The organism is Streptomyces sp. NBC_00448 (genome assembly GCF_036014115.1).
In the GTDB taxonomy this organism is placed as follows: domain Bacteria; phylum Actinomycetota; class Actinomycetes; order Streptomycetales; family Streptomycetaceae; genus Actinacidiphila.
Window position 1 is genome coordinate 9,240,712 of record NZ_CP107913.1, and the last position, 17,543, is coordinate 9,258,254.

15 protein-coding genes and 1 riboswitch are annotated in these 17,543 nt (G+C 72.3%); of the genes, 10 read left to right on the forward strand and 5 right to left on the reverse strand.

From position 1 onward, the window contains the following. Positions 1-24: 24 nt before the first annotated feature. A riboswitch (guanidine-III (ykkC-III) riboswitch) is annotated at positions 25-88 on the forward strand. A gap of 31 nt (positions 89-119) precedes the next feature. Next, on the forward strand, positions 120-440 hold the full coding sequence (locus OG370_RS39635) for a DMT family transporter (RefSeq protein WP_328473093.1): 321 nt from the start codon (positions 120-122) through the stop codon (positions 438-440). A 145-nt stretch (positions 441-585) separates the two neighbouring features. Here OG370_RS39635 and OG370_RS39640 read toward each other — a convergent pair whose 3' ends face one another. The 3 genes from OG370_RS39640 to OG370_RS39650 all read right to left on the reverse strand — a co-directional run bounded on the left by OG370_RS39640 (position 586) and on the right by OG370_RS39650 (position 3,521). Further along, on the reverse strand, positions 586-1,506 hold the full coding sequence (locus OG370_RS39640; RefSeq protein ID WP_328473095.1) for an LAETG motif-containing sortase-dependent surface protein: 921 nt from the start codon (positions 1,504-1,506) through the stop codon (positions 586-588). Between the two features lie 365 nt (positions 1,507-1,871). Further along, positions 1,872-2,711 (reverse strand): glycoside hydrolase family protein, encoded by an 840-nt coding sequence (locus OG370_RS39645; RefSeq protein WP_328473097.1) that lies wholly within the window; start codon positions 2,709-2,711, stop codon positions 1,872-1,874. Between the two features lie 12 nt (positions 2,712-2,723). Continuing rightward, on the reverse strand, positions 2,724-3,521 hold the full coding sequence (locus OG370_RS39650) for a thaumatin family protein (protein ID WP_328473099.1): 798 nt from the start codon (positions 3,519-3,521) through the stop codon (positions 2,724-2,726). A gap of 216 nt (positions 3,522-3,737) precedes the next feature. Here OG370_RS39650 and OG370_RS39655 point away from each other — a divergent pair, with 216 nt between their 5' ends. Beyond that, the gene (locus OG370_RS39655) at positions 3,738-4,178 is read left to right on the forward strand and encodes a MarR family winged helix-turn-helix transcriptional regulator (RefSeq protein ID WP_328473101.1); all 441 of its coding nucleotides are present in this window, start codon (positions 3,738-3,740) and stop codon (positions 4,176-4,178) included. 130 nt (positions 4,179-4,308) lie between these two features. Then, positions 4,309-4,881 (forward strand): YbhB/YbcL family Raf kinase inhibitor-like protein, encoded by a 573-nt coding sequence (locus tag OG370_RS39660; RefSeq protein WP_328473103.1) that lies wholly within the window; start codon positions 4,309-4,311, stop codon positions 4,879-4,881. A 127-nt stretch (positions 4,882-5,008) separates the two neighbouring features. Here the strand turns inward: OG370_RS39660 and OG370_RS39665 are convergent, their stop codons facing one another. Beyond that, on the reverse strand, positions 5,009-7,660 hold the full coding sequence (locus OG370_RS39665) for a discoidin domain-containing protein (RefSeq protein WP_328473105.1): 2,652 nt from the start codon (positions 7,658-7,660) through the stop codon (positions 5,009-5,011). Between OG370_RS39665 and OG370_RS39670 the strand changes: the two genes are divergently transcribed. Next, a complete protein-coding gene (locus OG370_RS39670) occupies positions 7,638-7,961 on the forward strand; it encodes a hypothetical protein (protein WP_328473107.1) in 324 nt (107 codons plus the stop codon). The two genes, OG370_RS39665 and OG370_RS39670, sit on opposite strands and share 23 nt — an antisense overlap. Before the next feature lie 316 nt (positions 7,962-8,277). Next, positions 8,278-8,697 carry a PPOX class F420-dependent oxidoreductase gene (locus OG370_RS39675; protein ID WP_328473109.1) on the forward strand — a complete coding sequence of 140 codons (420 nt, stop codon included), beginning with the start codon at positions 8,278-8,280 and terminating at the stop codon, positions 8,695-8,697. 56 nt (positions 8,698-8,753) lie between these two features. On the opposite strand, the gene OG370_RS39680 is transcribed toward OG370_RS39675, so the two are convergent. Further along, positions 8,754-9,302: a zinc-binding dehydrogenase gene (locus tag OG370_RS39680; RefSeq protein WP_328473111.1), complete on the reverse strand. Its 549-nt coding sequence runs from the start codon at positions 9,300-9,302 to the stop codon at positions 8,754-8,756. 369 nt (positions 9,303-9,671) lie between these two features. Here OG370_RS39680 and OG370_RS39685 point away from each other — a divergent pair, with 369 nt between their 5' ends. The 5 genes from OG370_RS39685 (at position 9,672) to OG370_RS39705 (ending at position 17,391) form a co-directional block, all read left to right on the forward strand. After that, the gene (locus OG370_RS39685) at positions 9,672-11,897 is read left to right on the forward strand and encodes a glycoside hydrolase family 27 protein (protein WP_443060826.1); all 2,226 of its coding nucleotides are present in this window, start codon (positions 9,672-9,674) and stop codon (positions 11,895-11,897) included. 113 nt (positions 11,898-12,010) lie between these two features. Further along, positions 12,011-13,306 carry an ABC transporter substrate-binding protein gene (locus OG370_RS39690; RefSeq protein WP_328473113.1) on the forward strand — a complete coding sequence of 432 codons (1,296 nt, stop codon included), beginning with the start codon at positions 12,011-12,013 and terminating at the stop codon, positions 13,304-13,306. A 1-nt stretch (position 13,307) separates the two neighbouring features. Then, entirely contained in the window at positions 13,308-14,264 is a 957-nt protein-coding gene (locus tag OG370_RS39695) for a carbohydrate ABC transporter permease (protein WP_328473115.1), read from the forward strand. A gap of 89 nt (positions 14,265-14,353) precedes the next feature. Continuing rightward, the gene (locus OG370_RS39700) at positions 14,354-15,169 is read left to right on the forward strand and encodes a carbohydrate ABC transporter permease (protein WP_402446477.1); all 816 of its coding nucleotides are present in this window, start codon (positions 14,354-14,356) and stop codon (positions 15,167-15,169) included. After that, positions 15,166-17,391, forward strand: a complete 2,226-nt coding sequence (locus OG370_RS39705; RefSeq protein WP_328473117.1) for an alpha-galactosidase — start codon at positions 15,166-15,168, stop codon at positions 17,389-17,391. The genes OG370_RS39700 and OG370_RS39705 overlap by 4 nt, the downstream gene beginning before the upstream one ends. The last annotated feature ends 152 nt before the right edge of the window (positions 17,392-17,543 follow it).

The following is a 17,543-nucleotide window of genomic DNA, read 5'->3' on the forward strand; positions in this document are numbered from 1 at the left end:
ACGGCTGCCGCGGCGCCGCGATTTGCTACGGTTGAGGTGTTCGCCCCGACGAGCGCGCCGTACCGGGACCCTGCAAAGACGGCGCACCCCCGTAGTCACCAACCCGCGGAGGTGCCGTCATGGCATGGGTCCTGATCATTGTCGCCGGTCTGCTCGAGGTCGCCTGGTCGATCGGCATGAAGTACACCGACGGTTTCACCCGGCTCGGGCCGAGCCTGCTCACCGGGGCCGGCATCGTGGCGAGCATGCTGCTGCTGTCGCAGGCGGCGAAAACCCTGCCGATCGGCACCGCGTACGGCGTCTGGGTCGGCATCGGCGCGGCCGGCGCCGCGGTGGTCGGCATGCTGCTGCTCGGCGAGCCGATCTCGGCCGCGCGGATCTTCTTCGTCTGCCTGCTGGTCGCGTCGGTGGTCGGGCTGAAGGCCACCTCGGGCCACTGACCGGCGTCGCCTCGCCCACGGCCCGCCCGGCGCGTCCTCCGACGCCGCCCGCGGGCACGGACAGGGGCCCGGATGCGGACTTCCGCACCCGGGCCCCTGTGGCGCTATGGCGCCGTCAGCTGCGACGGCTATGCCTGACGCCGTGTCAGTGCGCGCGACCGGTGCCGCGGCGGCGTACCACGAAGGTCACCGCACCACCGAGGGCGACCAGCACCACGGCGAGCGTGGCGAACAGCCCGGTGTTGCCGCTGCTGCCGGTGTGCGCCAGCGAACCGGTCGCGGACGGCGACGGGGAGTCGGTGTCACCGACAGCCGGCGCGCTGCTCGTGGCGGTGGCGGTGGCGCTCGCCGTGTCGCTCGGCGTGGCGGAGGAGGTGTCCGTCGGGCTGCCCGACGGCGTGTCGGTCGGGGTGTTCGTGGGGGTGTCGGTCGGCGTGTCCGTCGGAGTGGTGCTGTCCGAAGGGGACGGCGATGTCGGGGGAGTGGTGGGCTCGGTGGTGGTGCAGTCCTTGCCACCGGTCGGCCCGTTCCACGAGGCGAGCAGGTTGGAGCCGATCACCGACCCGTTCGGGCCGTGCGGCGCCGGGCCGTGGCCCGCGCCGGTCTTGCCGTCGTACTCGGTGCTGCCCTTGTACAGGTCGATCTGCGCGAAGCAGCCCGTGGCGGGCGCGGTCACGCTGAGCGTGCCCTTCTTGTGGCGCTGCACGGTCACCGTGGAGAAGTCGGTGAGCACCTGCTGGCCGGAGGACGCGAAGTCCGGGCCCTGCGCGAGGTAGACCGCGAGCGAGACCGTGCAGGTGCCGCCGTCGGCGGTCACACCGATGCTGATCCTGCCGTCGCTCGACGGCTTGATCGAGGCCAGGCCCTTGCCGGGCGTCCATGTCTTGCCCTCGACGGTGAACACGCACTTGCCGTCGGGGGTGGGCGTGCCGCCCGGTCCCTTGTGCTGCGCCGGATACGTCGACTGCCCGCCGTGTGCGGACGCCGGTCCGGCACCCACCGCCGTGGCGGCCGCGACCGCGGTCGCGGCCACGGCTATCTGCCATGTTCTGGTGCGTCTTGACATGAGAAAGCACCCCTCCCTCGTGCTCGGCGACCCGTGGTCGCACACGAGGGAGACCTGCTCCGGCGTGCGCCGCACCGATGTGCGCGGGCGTCGTGCGCCGGGGAACGGAATGCGCCGGGCAGCCCCGGACCCGGGATCATGACGCATCGTGTCGGTGTGACCGGAGGTATGTCAAGCCAGGTCATAACGGCGAACACACCCTCGTCCCACCGCGTTTCGCCCGTTCCCGGACCACCTCTGACACCACCGGACACACTCACCCCGCGCTCCCCGGCCGCCTCCCCGGCGGAGGTCGTACGTCCGGCGGGGAGGCGGTCGGGGTCCGGTGGCCAGGGTCCGGTGGTCGGCGGACCGGTGGCCGGTGGTCAGCTCGCCGCGCGGTAGGCCACGCCCGATGAGTTGGGCACGGTGCCGTCGTACAGGCCGGTGGGGCTGGTCGCGGTGGACAGGGTGAACCAGGCGTAGCGCTCGACGAACGGCAGGCTGTCGAGCATGGCGGTGGAGGAGGCGACGAAGTCGGTCTGCTGCTGTGCGGTCGGGTAGCTCGGCGTGCTGCCGGAGAAGTCGGTGAGGGCGTATTCGGTGAGCCAGATCGGCTTGTGGTAGCGGTCGTACACCGCCTGGAGGTATCCGCGCAGCTCGTCCGCGGCCGCCGACGAGAAGTCGCCGCCGTACCAGTGCAGCGGGATGAAGTCGACGCGGTAGCCGCGGGCCGCCGCGCCCGACATGAACTGGTCCAGCCAGCCGCCCGGGGTGTCGCCGCCGTACGCCACCGCCGGGGCGCCGAGCCGCAGCCCGGTCGCCTCCAACTGCGGCCACAGGTCGAGCGCCTGGCCGGGGGACATGGCCGACTGGCCGGCCAGGTCGGGTTCGTTGAAGCCGAGCAGTTCGGTGCCCTGCTGGGTGGCCTGGGCGAGGTCGGTGGCGTTGACGTTCGCAGCGCCCCAGATCATCGGCACGAACTCGGTGCCGGCCGGCCCCGTCACGGCGCCGGGCGTGGTGCTCCAGTCGTAGTACCAGCCGGCCCCGACGTCGGCGAGCGCCTGCGAGGCGCCGTCGACCGGGGTGACGCTCACGCCCTTGCGCGCGTCGGCGCCGGCCGCGGGGGTGCGGCCGAGCACGGTGAGCACGGCCAGTACGGCCAGGGCGACGACCACGGGCAGCAGGCGGGCGGGGACGCGGCCGAGGCTTCGCGAAGTGGTCACGGCGACGTCCTCTCAGTGGAAGGTGACGGTGAAGCCGCTGCATGACGTGCAGTCGCGCACCACCTTGTTGCCCGGGACGGTGTCGGCCTTCGACCAGGCGTAGGCCCAGGGGCAGTGCCCGCCGATCGCGTCGCTGTACGGGGTCTGCGCGTCGCGGTCGGGGTTGACGCACAGCGCGAGGCCGGTCCCCGCGTCGGTGGTCAGGTCGTCGGGCGGGCAGTACGGCAGCAGGTCGTCCGGGCAGCCCTCCTGGGCGCAGGCCCCGCCGTCCGGCGGCGGGGCGACACCGTCGGGGCTGATGGTGACCGGCACCGAGAAGGCGTTGACGTAGCTGACGTTGTACCAGGGCGCCAGGCTGTCGGACGGGTCGAAGTTGAACTCGGCGAGGCTGACCGGCTGTTCGCCGGTGGTGCAACTGCCCACCGAGGCGCCGCAGTCACCGAGTACGCAGTGGAACGTGCTGCCGTCGGCTCCCGAACACCCCTCGCGGGCGAAGAACGTGCCGCGCCAGTGGCCGGCGCCGGTGTCCTCCGGGATGGCGACGGTGGCGGACTGGCCGGTGTCGAGCGTGGGCAGTCCGGTGAGCTGCGCGGAGCCGTCGGCGTTGAGGTTGCTGCCGATCCAGATGGTCTGCCCGGTGTCGTTGACCAGGGTGACCGTGTGCTCGGTGACGGTCGGTGCGGCGACGGCGGGCGCGGTCGTGCGATGCGGCGCCGTGGCGGCTGCGGCGGGGCCGCCGGCCGCGGCGGTGGCCGCGAGCACGCAGCTGACGAGGAGTAACAGGGCGGACAAGGCCGAACGCAGCCTCATACGGACCTCCGTGGGGGGAAGGACGTGGGCAAGGATGTCGGGAGGACATCGTTGCCATGGTCATGCCCGCCTGGTTCCCGGATGAAGCCCCGCTTGCCGCCGCGGGCGCTGTGCGCCGCGCGTGCGGGGGTGGTGAGGGGGCGGATGCCTTGGAGCCGGGAGCCGGGAGCCGGGAGCCGAATTTGCTCAAGGCTGTTGATAAGTTAGGTTGAGTATATGGCCGACGAACCGGACCCCGGCGAGGTCGCCGCAGTCCTGCTGGCGAGCTTCAGCGTGCTGCTGCGACGGGTGCGACAAGTGCCCGCCTCGGGCGAACTCACCATGCCCGAGCGCAGCGCCCTGTCGCACCTGGAGCGCTCGGGCCCCACCACCTCCTCCGCGCTCGCCCGGGAGGTGCAGATCACCGCCCAGGCGATGGGGACGACGATCGGCGCCCTGCACGCCCGTGGCCTGGTCGAACGCCGTCCGGACCCGGACGACGGCAGGCGCGCCGTGCTCACGGTCACCGACGCCGGCCGGCAGGCGCTGCGGGACAAGCGCAGCGCGCGGACCGAACTCATCGCCCAGGCCCTGACCAGCGGTATGTTCACCCCCGCTGAGCTGGATCAGCTCGCAGCGGCCGCCGCGCTGCTGGAGCGACTGGCCCGGAACATCTGACGCCGACGGAAAACCAGCCGACCTCCCCAGGAGAGACAGCCATGGCACAGACGACGCACCACCGCACGTCCGCACCCGGCGGCGGCGCCACCGCCGCCGTCGTGGCGGTCGGGATGATCGGGGCGGCACGATGACACTGCTCGGCGGGCTGCTGAAGAACCGCAGGGCGGGGGACGCGCACCTGGCGTGGCACCTGCCCAACCTGCAAGGCCCCGACGAACTGGCCCTGACCAGCCGGGACTTCGACGAGGGCGGCGCCATGGCGCTGGAGCACTGCGAGAAGCGCGTGGGCGGCACCGACCTGTCCCCGCACCTGGCCTGGACCGCGCCGCCGGCCGGCACCGCCCAACTCCTCCTGGTCGTCGAGGACATCGACGTCCCCCTGCCCAAGCCCGCCGTGCACTGCGTCGCCCTCGTCGACCCGGCGGCAGGGCACCTGGACCCCGGCGCCCTCAGCGCACGGCAACCGGCCCCCGGGGTACAGGCGTTGCGCGCCACCGTCGGGCGCGGGTACCGCGGCCCCGGGCCCATCAAGGGCCATGGGCCGCACCGTTACGTCTTCCAACTGTTCGCCCTCGCCGCTCCCGTCGGCGCCACCCCTGACGGCACGTCACCGGAGCGGGCCCGGCCCCGCACCCTCCTGCCCACCGTCGCCGGGCCCGTCCTCGGCCGCGGCCGGCTGACCGGCGTCTACGAGCGCTGACCCCCGGTCCGGGGACCCCGGACCCGCGGGCCCTCGCGCGAGCCGCGGTGCGGCGGGCGGCAACTGTCGCCCGCCGCACGGCGTTTCGTCGATCCGGCGCGCGCCCTTGCGTAGCGCCCCGGTCCGCTCAGGTGGTCCAGATCTGGAACTCCGCGATCTGCCCCGCGGGCCAGCCGGTGTTGGCGGTGATGTTCAGCCGGAAGTAGCGCTGGGTGGTGGCCGGGAAGGTGATCGTGACGGTGTTGCCGGTCGCCGGATCGAAGGTGTAGGCGGCCGAGGACTTCACGGTGCCGAAGGTCGTGCCGTCGGTGCTGCCCAGCACGGACAGGGTCTCGGTCCGCGCGCCCCAACCGGCGGGCAGTTGCAGCACGATCCGCGACGCGCTGTGCGCCGCGCCGAGGTCGGCCTGGAGCCACTGCGGAAGCGCGTTGTCGGCGCTCTCCCAGTACGTGTTCCGGGAGCCGTCGGTCGCGTTCGACGAGGGGTAGACGTCGGTGTGGCTCGACTCGCTCGTCGGACGGTTCGCGGCGAGGTCGACGGCGGCGGAGCTGTCCGCGGTGAAGGTCAGGGAGTTGACGTTCCAGCCGCCGCTGTCCTGGTTCAAGGTGAGCACCTGACGGCCCGCGGGCAGCGTGACCTCGGTGTTCACGGTGGCCCAGTCCTGCCAGTCCCCGGTGGCGGGCAGATCGACGGCGCCGCTGAGGTTGGCGCCCGCCGCGTCGGACAGGTGCAGCGCCCCCGGCACCGCCGCCGGATCGGCCACCCGCACGCCGACGGTGTACGTCCCGGCCGTGGCGACGTCCACGGTGTAGCGGAACCACTGCCCGCTGTCGCTCCAGCCGAGGTCGTAGCCACCGCCGGTGTCCGAGGTGGTCTCCAGATTCACCCCGTCCGCACGGTAGTTGTCGGCGTTGCCGTTGACGCTGGTGACGTTGTACGCCACTCCCTGGCCGCCGGTGTCGTAGTTCTCCGCCTGGACCGTGCCCGGGACGGCTGCCGCGGTGCCGCCGAACGGGCCCTCGGGCGCGGAGGGTTCCCAGTTGTTGCCGCTCAAGGTGGCGGTGAATCCGCTGGAGTTGTTGATGTACGCCGTGGCCCCGGCGTGCAGGCCGCTGACGGTGTTGCCGGTGATGGTCGCCGAGCCGGTGGGCGCGGGGTAGAACGGCGGCGCGATCACCACGCCGTTGCGGCCCGGGTCGGTGACGGTGTTGTCCTGCAGCTGGGAGTTGGTCGAGGTGGAGAAGTCGATCCCGTCGTAGAGCGAGTCCGTGACGGTGTTGCCGGTGGCGGTCACCGAGTCGACGACGCCGGTGTTCTGCCCGTCGCCGCCGTTGCCGATGTGGAAGGCGGGCTGGCCCTGGCTGTAGGCGTTGCCGCCGGAGCGGACGACGGTGTTCCCGGAGATCGTCGCGGACAGCAGGTCGCTGCCGTTGACGCCGAACCGCCCGGCGCCCAGGCCGATGTAGCGGGCGGTGTCGCTGATGTAGTTGTCGGTGACGTGGTGGCCGCTGCCGCCGTAGATCCCGATGCCCTTGCCGCCCCAGGGCGCGATCGAGGTGTTGTTGCTGACGGTGATGTTCGTCATCGGGTTGTAGAACGTCTGGGAGCCGTCGCTGTTGGTGTTGTAGTGCACCGAGTTGATGGCGATGGCGTCGTCCCCGGTGCCGCGGACGAAGTTGTTGGTGACGGTCAGGTTGTTGCCGGTGTCGGCGTTGAGCGAGACGTTGTTGACGTTGATGCCGTCCGCCCAGACCGACGTCAGCCGGCTGTTGCGGACGGTGCCGCCGGTACCCGAGGCCCAGAAGCCGGACATGGTGTGCTGGGTCCAGATGCCGTCGGCGACCCAGTTGGTGCCGGTGGTGTCCATCGCGCCGCCGTCGCCGCCGACGGTGCCGCGGCTGACCGCGTTGGCGTCGATGTGGAAGTTCTGCACGGTGCAGGACGTCACGTCGAACAGCGCTGCCAGCGGCGTGCTGTTGGGCACGGGCACGTCGCGGTAGATCGTGCTGTACCACAGCCCCGCGCCCGCGATGGTGATCCCCTGCGCGGTCAGGCCGGTGGTGCCCTTGACGTAGAAGGTGCCCTGCGGAATCCAGAGGATCTTGCCCTGTGACTGGGCCTGGTCGATGCAGCTCTGGATCGCGGCCCGGCTGTCCACCGCCTGGCCGTCGGCCGCGCCGTTGGTCGGGGTGTCGTCGGAGACCGCGCCGCAGCTGGTGATCGAGATCGAGTTCGCCGGCTGGGCGAGCGGCGCCGGCGGGTCCTCCACGTCGACGGAGTCCACGTCGTAGGAGGACGCGCTGTTGGCGGCGTCCTTCTGGAGCGAGAAGGTGGCGCCGGCCGGGATCGGTGTGCCGGTGACGAAGGTGTGCGACTCGTCCCAGAAGACCCGGGGGTCGCCGTCGGCCGGGTTCTGGTTGTCGCTGGTGTTGTAGTTGTTGTTGCCCTCGTACACCCAGCTCTGCTTGGAGTTGAGGTTGAGCGCCTGCCGGAACACCCCGTTGACGTACAGGTCGAGCGTCGCGGTCTGGCCGCCGCCGGACGCCGAATCGGGGATGCTGGCACGGACGTTGAGGAAGCTGATGGGTGATCCGGTGCTGTTCGTCCACTGCACGGAGTTGCCGGTGCCGCCGAGGTGTACGTAGGCGTGGCCGGACGCTTCGAGGGCGGCGCTGGAGTACTGCGTGGTCGGCGCCGACGTCAGCGAGGTGACGGTGGCGCCGCCGCCGGTGGTGCCGGCCTCGGCCTCGTAGGTCGTGAACGAGGTGGTGGCGCCCACCCCGGCGGTGGCGGCCGGCGCCTGCCGGGCCGCCTTGCGCGCCGCGGACGAAGCAGAAGCAGAAGCAGAAGCAGAAGCAGAAGCAGAAGCAGAAGCCGAGGTCGAGGACGAAGCCGAGGCCGGGGCCCGGCTCGCGGCCTGGGAAGCGGAACCACGTGCGGTGTGCGAAGCGGAGGGGGAAGCGGCGGCTGCCGGCACGGCCGACAGGCACAGCGCGCCGATCGCCGCGAGGGCAGTCGCCGCCAAGGTGCGCCCTGCGTGGTGGGCACCACGCGGAGGTCTGGGGATCGCCCGCATCTGAAGCTCCTTCAGTACCAGGGGAAATCGGCGCCCCGACCGTACAGATTCGCCCCATAGCCCGCAAGGTTCCGCGCAGGAAAAGAAAATTCGCGGCACGAGCGTGGAAGATCCCCGCCGACGCGCAATCGCGGGGCGCCGCCGGGAACCTCCCGGTCCGGCGCCGCCCCCCGGTTCGCCCCCGCTTCAGGGGCCCTTGTGCCTGCTGCGCACCGGCGGGTTCAGCGTGTTCGGCGGGTTCGGTGGGTTCGGCGCGACGCGGGCGATGCAGAATGACGGTGATCCGGAACGCGACCACCGCACCACCGAGGAGGACCCCCATGTCCAAGCCGCCGCTGCCCGAGGACGCCATCGCCATGCTGGGCAAGGCGAACCCGGCCGTGATCACCACGCTGCGCCCGGACGGCCAGCCGGTCTCCACCGCCACCTGGTACCTGTGGGAGGACGGCCGGGTCCTGGTCAACATGGACGAGGGGCGCAAGCGGGTGGAGCACCTGCGCAACGACCCCCGGGTGACGCTCACCGTGCTGGACAAGGACGGCTGGTACACGCACATCAGCCTGGTCGGCCGGATCGGCGAAATCGTCCCGGACGAGGGGCTCGCCGACATCGACCGGCTCTCCCAGCAGTACACCGGCAAGCCGTACGCGCGCCGCGACCGCGCCCGGGTGAGCGCCTGGATCGAGGTCGAACGCTGGCACGGCTGGGGCTCGTTGAAGGACAGCAGCCAGCCCGGCTGACCGATCCGCCCCGGGCCGGCGGGGGAGGAGGGGCATCCGGCCGGGCCGGGCGACGGTCAGCCGATGTTCAGAACCGCCTTTCCCCGCAGCCGGCCCGCGGACATCCGCTTCAGCAGCGGGCCGGCGCCGGCCCAGTCACCGCGGTGCCCGATCTCGACCTGGAGCCTCCCCCGCGACGCCAGGTCCAGCAGCGCGGCCATGTCCGCGGCGTCACGGCTGCCGTCGCCGTCGCTGTGGAGGAAGTGGCGCAGGGTCAAGGCCGGGCCGTCCTGGAGCTGGCGGAAGAAGTCCAGCGTGATGAGGTCGCCGCCGGCCTGCCCGAACCAGAGGAACTGACCGCCGGGGCGCAGCTTGTGGGTGGTCTTCGAGCCCAGCTCGCCGCCCACGGACTCCAGCACGATGTCGAACGCACCGCTCTCGACGGCGTCGATGTCGAGGGCGACCTTGGCGCCCAGCGCCGTCATGTGCTCGGTCGGCTGGCCCTGCGCGGCGACGGTGGTGATCTCGGCTCCCTCCGCGACGGCGAGCTGGATGAGGACCTGGCCGACCCCGCCCCCCACGCCGGTGGCCAGGATGCTGCGCCCCCGGAGCGGGCCGGTCTGCACGCCTCTGCCGCGTAGCGTCCTCGCGCACCGGGCCCCTGGCCCTGGGCGGACGACCTGTCGGCGGGCCGCGCGGGCCGTGCTTGTACGGCGGTCGGACCGCCCGGGCGCCCGGGCGGACGACCTTCTCCCCGCGCGGGCCGACGGCCTTCTCGCCGCGCCGCGCGACCGCGCGCGCCGGTCTCCTCTTCGGCGTGGACGGCCCTCGGCGCCGAGTTGGCGGCTCCCCCGGCCAGAGTTTTAGTTTATTAGTAATAAACGTTGACACGCTACGGCGCCCCCCGCACAGTCTTCGCGTGGCGGGGCGTCCCCGAGTGCTCGGGTGACGCGGTCCCGCGACCTTCGCACATCCCCGACTCCTCGGAGAATCAAGTGACTTCGCATCACGCAGGGCTCACACGCGTGCGGCGGGCGGCGCTGGCCGCGGGCGCCGCCACGCTGCTGGCGGTGGCGCTGCCCGGCGTCGCGCAGGCCCGCGGCGACGGCCCCACGCCCAACGGCGCCACGCACGCGACCCCCGCCGGCCTGAAGGCCGGCTCCGCCCCCGGCGCGGCTCCGGGCGCCGCCCCCACCGCCGGATACGACAGCGGCCTCGCGCCGACGCCGTACATGGGCTGGAACACCTACTACGGCCTGGGCGCGCCGACCGAGGCGCAGGTCAAGAGCGTGGCCGACTACCTGGTCAGCAGCGGACTGCGCCGCAGCGGCTACGACATCGTGTGGCTGGACGGCGGCTGGCAGGCCGACAACCCCCGCGACGCGCAAGGGAACCTGACGGCCAATCCCGAGCGCTTCCCCGACGGCATCCCGTCGCTGGTGAACTACCTGCACGCGCGCGGCCTGAGGGCCGGCATCTACACCGATGCCGGCGACTACGACCCGGCCAGCTGCGGGTTGGGCAGCCGGGGCCACTACCAGCAGGACGCCGACCTCTTCGCGAGCTGGAAGATCGACGCGATCAAGGTCGACTTCCTCTGCGGGATCGGCGAGAAGCTGACGCCCGGCCCGGCGTTCCGGCAGTTCAGCGACGCGGTGGCGAAGTCCGGCCGCGCGATGCTGCTCAACCTGTGCAACCCGCTCACCGACGACTGGGGCGTGCCGCACGACCCCGACCAGGACGCGCACAACACCTACGTCTACGGCCCGACCACCGCGGACTCCTGGCGCACCGGCACCGACATCGCGTGGGGCACGCCGACCGCGGGCGAGTTCCCGAACGTGCTGCGCAACATGGACGCCAACGCCGCGCACCCCGAGGCGCAGGGCCCCGGCCACTGGAACGACCCGGACTACCTGATCCCGATGCGGCCGCTGGCGGACGGGTCGTACGAGATGAACCAGGAGGAGTCCACCACGCAGCTGGTGATGTGGGCCGAGATGGCCTCGCCGCTGGTGATCGGCTCCGACCCGCGCACGCTGACCAGGTCGATGCTCGCCACGCTGGAGAACCCGGAGATCCTGGCGGTGGACCAGGACCCGCTGGGCATCCAGGGCGTGCGGATCGCCGGTGACGCCACCGGCGACACCTACAGCAAGGTGCTCCAGGGGTCAGGGCGCCGGGCGGTGGTGCTGCTCAACCGCTCCGACCAGCCCGTGCGGCGCACCGTGGACTTCGCCGGCGCCGGGCTGACCGGGAAGGTCGCCGTCCGCGACCTGCGGGCCCGGGCCGACCGCGGCACGCACCAGGGCGCGTACACCGTCACCGTGCCCGCGCACGGCACCGCCTTCCTCGGGCTGTCGGGCACCGACAGCGCGCCGGGCGTGAGGCTCGGCGGCGCCGCGTCGAGCGCCGACCCGGCGCTGGTGCGGGACGGCTCCGCGCTCACCGCGTTCACCCGTGGGCGGGACGGCGCGCTGGAGATGCGGACCGGGCGGGACGGCCGCTGGTCCGGGCGGGTCACCGGGCTCGGCGGGCCGACCGGCGGCCGCTTCACCGGCCAGCCCGCGGTGTACGGCTCGGCCGGCGGCCGGATCGACGTGTTCGTGCGCGGCACCGACGGCCGCGCGTACCTGCGGACGTACGACCATGGCCGGTGGGGGAGTTGGCAGGACCTCGGCGGCGGCCTCGCCGACGCGCCGACCGTGGCGTATCGCGGCCCCGGTGACTGGACGCTCTTCGCCACCGGCACCGACGGCACGGTCACCAGCCGTGGTGCGGCGGCCGGTTGGACCTCGATCGGCGCCCCGAGCGGCCTCGCGCTCACCGGCCGCCCGTCCGCGGTGACCGACGCGGCGGGCCGTCTCCACGTGGCGGTGCGCACGGCCGACGACGCGGTATGGACCCGGGTGCGGGAGGCGTCGGGCACCTGGTCGGCGTGGTCGTCGCTGGGCGGCACGGTCAGCGGCAGCCCCACCCTGGTCGCCACCGGCGGCAGCGTCCAACTCCTCGCCCGCGCCTCGGACTACACGCTGTGGCAGCGGACGTACGACGCGCAAGGCGGCAGCTGGGGCGGCTGGTTCGCGCAGCCGGTCTTCGCGAGCGGCAGCTTCGACGGGGCGCCGGGCGCCGTCGCGGGCCCGGACGGCGGCGTGCTCGCGGCCTTCCGCGGGGTCGGCGGCGCGGTGTGGCAGAGTTCGCTCAGCACTCTTACTCAATAAATTACGAATTAATCTTGACGCCGTCGCGGCGTCCCGACAGTCTGTACGAGCCGAACGGGAGCTCCGCCGCCAGGGGGCGGGGCTCCGTCCGGCGTGGGCGCAAAAGGAGTCCCATGAACACCTCACCAACCACCCGCCGCAGCTTCCTCGCCGGAGCCGGCGCGCTCGGTGCCGCATCGATGCTGAGCGGCTGCGTCACCTCCGGGTCCTCGGGTGGCAGCAGCAGCCAGGCCAAGGGCGGCACCGTCAGCTTCCAGTCCAACCTCTCCTCGCCGCAGGCCAAGTCCGCGATGCAGGACCTGGTGGCGGCGTTCAACAAGCGCGGCGGTGCCAAGGCGAGCCTGAACACCGTCGCCTCGGAGACCTTCCGTACCCAGCTCCCCACCTACCTCACCTCCGGCAACCCGCCGGACCTGCTCACCTGGTACCCCGGGTCGGTCGCGAACGCGTACGCCGAGAAGGGCCTGCTGCTGGATGTGGACGACATCTGGACCGGGTCCGAACTGTCCGGCTACTCCGACGCGCTGAAGAAGCTGTGCACCGACTCGCAGGGCAAGAAGGTCTTCGTGCCGGCCAGTTACTACTGGTGGGGCGTGTTCTACAAGAAGTCCAACTTCCGCAAGTGGGGCGTGACCGAGCCGAAGACCTGGGACGAGTTCCTGGCGCTGTGCGACACGTTGAAGTCCAAGGGCGTCGCCCCGATCGGGCTGGGCGCCGGCGCCGACACCGCCTGGGTCGCCTCCGCGTGGTTCGACTACCTGAACATCCGGATCAACGGCGCCGCCTACCACCGCGAACTCCTTGCCGGAAAGCACCGGTTCGACGACCCGCAGATCCACAAGGTCTTCGACACGTGGTCCCAGGCGCTGCCCTACTTCGACCCCAACGGCACCGCGCTGTCCTTCCAGGACGCCACCACCGCGATGCTCAACAACCGCACCGGCATGATGCTGATCGGCACCTTCTTCGCCGACGCGGCCCCCAAGGACCAGCTCGACGACATCGACTTCTTCCGGTTCCCGATCATCGACCCGAAGATGCCACTGGTCGAAGAGGGCCCCACCGACGGCTACTTCGCCAGCGCGCACACCCACCACCAGGCCGAGGTCAAGGAGTTGATGCGCTATCTGGCCACCGCCGAGGCGCAGGAGATCTACCTCAAGGGCTCGTCCGGCACCTCCATCCCGACCAACCCCACCGCCAAGGACTCCGGCACCGCACTGGTGAAGAAGGGGCGGGCGATGATCGAGAGCGCGGCGGACGTCACGCAGTTCTTCAACCGCGACTCCAGCGACGCGCTCCAGCCCACCGCGGACACCGCGCTGACGAAGTTCCTCGCCAAGCCCAAGCAGATCAACTCGATCCTCACCGGCTGGCAGCGCGACGCACAGAAGATCTGGAGCCAGTGACATGGCGGTACTGACCCCGGCCCGGGGCGGGAACGGGGGTGTCGAGGCGGGCGCACGCTTCCGCAAGGGCCTGCGCGGCGGCCGGCGCCGCGGCTCCACCCGGGTGCCCCCCGTGGTGCTCGCCTTCGTGCTGGTCCCGCTGCTCGCCGAGGGCTTCTGGGTGTTCTGGCCGGCCCTGCAGGGTTTCTGGCTCTCGCTCACCAAGTGGGACGGCGTCTCCCCGCCGCAGTTCATCGGCCTGGGCAACTACCGGGAGATGGTGCACGACACCGTCTTCCACACCGCGCTGCTGGACACCGTGCTGTGGCTGGCGCTGTTCGGCGGGCTGTCGGCGATCCTCGGCCTCGGCGCGGCGCTGCTGCTCCAGCAGGAGCGCCGCGGGGTCGGGTTCTACCGCGCCGCGCTCTTCCTGCCGGTGGTCTTCTCGCTCACCGCCACCGCGCTGGTGTGGCAGGCGATGTACCAGCCGGACGGCCTGGTCGACAAGACGATGTCGGGCCTGGGCCTGGGCGCCCTCACCCACCCCTGGCTCGCCGACCAGGACACCGCCCTGTACGCGGTGATCGTGCCCGCCCTGTGGCGCCAGATCGGCTACGTCATGGTGCTCTACCTCGCCGGACTCAAGGGCATCGACCCGGTGCTGTACGAGGCCGCGAAGATGGACGGCGCGACCCGCTGGCAGCAGTTCCGGCACATCACGCTGCCGCAGCTCAGCAGCGTCAACGCGGTCGTGCTGTCGGTGATCATCATCGACTCGCTGCGCTCCTTCGACGTGGTGTGGGCACTGACCCGCGGCGGCCCGTACCACTCCTCCGAACTGCTCAGCACCTACATGTACTCCACCGCGTTCCAGTCCCTGCGGCTCGGCTACGGCTCCGCACTGGCCGTGGTGATCTTCCTGCTGGCCTTCGGGGTCATCGCGACCTACCTGGTCCGGGCGTTCAAGGAGGCCGACTGATGGCACAGTCCACCGCGCCCACCCCCGCGCCGGCCGCGTCCACCCGGGCTGCCGTGCCGGCCGACTCACGGCACGCCCGCCGCCGCAGGATGTGGGGCACCGTCGCCTTCCACGGCAGCGCCTCCCTGCTGTCCGTGCTGTGGCTGATACCGATCGTCGTCGTCCTGATCACCGCCACCCGGTCCTTCGACGACATCGCCTCCCACGGCCTGGGCAGCATGCCGCACTCCTTCACCCTCGGCGGCTTCCGCTCGGCGTGGACCGACGGCGGCCAGCAACAGGCCCTGATCAACAGCCTGCTGGTCACCATCCCCACGGTGCTGGTCTCGCTGCTGCTCGCCTCCATGGCCGCCTTCGCGCTCAGCCGCTACGACGTCCCCTTCCGCCGCGCGCTGCTGCTGCTCATGCTCAGCGGCAACCTGCTGCCCCCGCAGATCCTGCTCATCCCGGTCTCCAAGCTCAGCGAGAAACTCGGCCTGTACGACTCGCTGTACGCCCTGATCGGCGTGCAGGTCGGCTTCGGCGTCGGCTTCTACGTGTTCGTGCTGCACGGCTTCATGCGGTCCATCCCGGCCGAGATCCAGCAGGCCGCCGTCATCGACGGCGCCGGGCCCTGGCAGATCTACACCCGGATCATCCTGCCGCTGGCCCGGCCCGCGCTGGCCGCGCTGACCGCGCTGTCGTTCACCTGGATCTTCAACGACCTGCTGTGGGCGATCACGGTGCTGCGCACCGGCAGCAAGATGCCGATCACCGCGTCCCTGCTGGGACTTCAGGGGCAGTACGTCTCGCAGTGGAACGTCATCGCGGCCGGATCGGTGATCGCCGCGGCCCCCACCGTGATCGTCTTCCTCCGCTTCCAGCGGCACTTCGTCGCCGGACTCAACCTCGGAGCCGTCAAGTGACCCCGCCCCCCGCCGAGCCCTCGGCATCCCGGCCGGCCCCCGGCAGCCAGTGGCTGCTGCGGACCGAGCACACCGTGTACGCCGTACGGCTCGAAGCCGGCGGCCGGTGGGCCGAGTCGGCCGCGTGGGGGCCGCACGGCAGCGAGACCGGGCCGTCCGCGCTGGACTGGTCCCGCCGCACCCACTTCGTCACCCCCGCCGACGCCGCCCCGGCCGAGTACATCCCGTACGGGCTGCGCCCGTTCACCGGCGCCGACCTCACGGTGCGCCGGCCGGACGGCGAGCGCGGCACCTGGTGGACCTGCACCGGCGCGGAGCAGGATGAACACCGGTCGCTGCGCCTGGAGTTCACCGACGAGCGGACCGGACTGCGCGCCACGCTGCGCTACGGGACGGTGCCCGGCGCCGACGTGCTCCTGCGGTCGGTCGAACTCGTCAACGGCGGCGACGAGGTGCTGCACCTGGAGGACCTGGACTCCGCGGCCGTCAACGTGCCCGTCCAGGGCGGCGCCCGGCTCACCTACCTCGCCGGCCAGTGGTCGCAGGAATTCAATCGGCACCAACTCGACCTGGTGCGCGGGCGGTTCAGGATCGGCTCCACCCAGGCGGTGCCCGGCCACGCCTACGCGCCGTGGCTCGCCGTCCAGGACGCCGGCACCCCTGACGGCGCGGACACCCCCACCTACGGGGTCGCGTTGCAGTGGCCGGGCAACTGGCACATCACCGCCGACGCCGAACCCGGCGGGGCGGTCCGGGTGCGGGCCGGGCGGGTGCCCCACGAGGGCGCCGTCGCGCTGCCGCCCGGCGCCACCCTGACCACCCCCGTGCTCGCCTGCGCGTTCAGCCCCGGGGGACTCGACGGCCTGGCCGCCGTCTGGCACCAGTACGAGCGGCTCCTCGCGGGGGAGCGGCTGCACCGCACCCGCAAGGTGCTCTACAACTCCTGGGAGGCCACCGGCTTCGACGTCGAGGCGCCCGCGCAACTCGAACTCGCCTCGATCGCGGCCCAGTTGGGCGTCGAACTGTTCGTGGTGGACGACGGCTGGTTCACCGGGCGGCACGACGAGAAGGGCGGGCTGGGGGACTGGTGGCCGGACCCAGCGGCGTTCCCCGCAGGCGCCGGTACGGGCACGAGCGTCGGCGCTGATACGGCTTCGGGCCCGGGTTCCGACTCCGGCTCCGACGCCACCGACGGCTCGGCGGGCCTGGACGACTTCATCGCCCGGGTCCGCGCCCTCGGCATGGACTTCGGCCTGTGGGTCGAACCCGAGGCGATCAGCCCCGCCGCCCGGCTCTACGCCGAGCACCCCGAGTGGGTGTACCGGATCGACGGCCGCCCGGTCACCCTGGTCCGCGAGCAACTCCTCCTCGACCTCGGCCGCGCGGACGTGCAGGACTTCGTGATCGCCACCCTCGACCGGCTGCTCACCGCCCACGCCATCACCTACCTCAAGTGGGACATGAACCGGCCGCCCACCGAACGCGGCCGCCCCGGCCCCACCCCGCCCGGCGAACTCGACCTCGACGCCGCCCACGTGGCCGGCTACCTGCGGGTCCTGGACCACCTGCGGGCCCGCCACCCGCACGTCACCGTCGAGGGCTGCGCGGGCGGCGGCGGCCGGATCGAGCACGCCACCCTGGCCCGTACCGACGTCGTGTGGCCCAGCGACAACACCGCGCCGCTGGACCGGCTCGCCGTCCAGTACGGCTACCTGCACGCGCACGCCGCGCACACCATGAGCTCGTGGGTCACCGACGCGCCCGGCGTCTTCGACCCCCGGCCGCGCTCGCTCGCCTTCCGCTTCGTGCTCGCCGCCGCGGGCGTGCTCGGCATCGGCGCCGACATCCGCGGCTGGAGCGCCGAACAACGCGCCGAGGCCGCCGGCTGGGTGGCCCGCTACAAGGACGTGCGGGACGTGGTCCACCACGGCCGGTCCCGGCTGATCGGTGGACCGGACGACGCGACCTGCGCGGTGCAGTACGACGCGGAAGGCGGCGGCCGGGTGGTCGTCGCCGCCTGGAGCACCGGACGGCTGGACGGCGCCCCGCTGGTGCCCGGCCGCCCGGCCCGGGTCCGGCTGCGCGGCCTCGACCCCGCCGCCCACTACGTCGACCACGACACCGGCACCACCTACAGCGGCGCCCACCTGCTGCACTCCGGGCTGCCGTTGAGCTGGAGCGCCGACCACGACGCCGAACTGGTCGTGCTGGCCCGGCAATGACCGCCCCCGCCGACCCGGCGTCACTAAAGTCGCCAAGGTCACCGTCACCGTCAATGAAGCCGTTACGGCCGCGGCGGACCACCCGTCAGGTCCGCCCGGCCGGCCGGGACCGCCAGGCCCGACCGGAACCGCACCCCGAGGAGACGACCCAC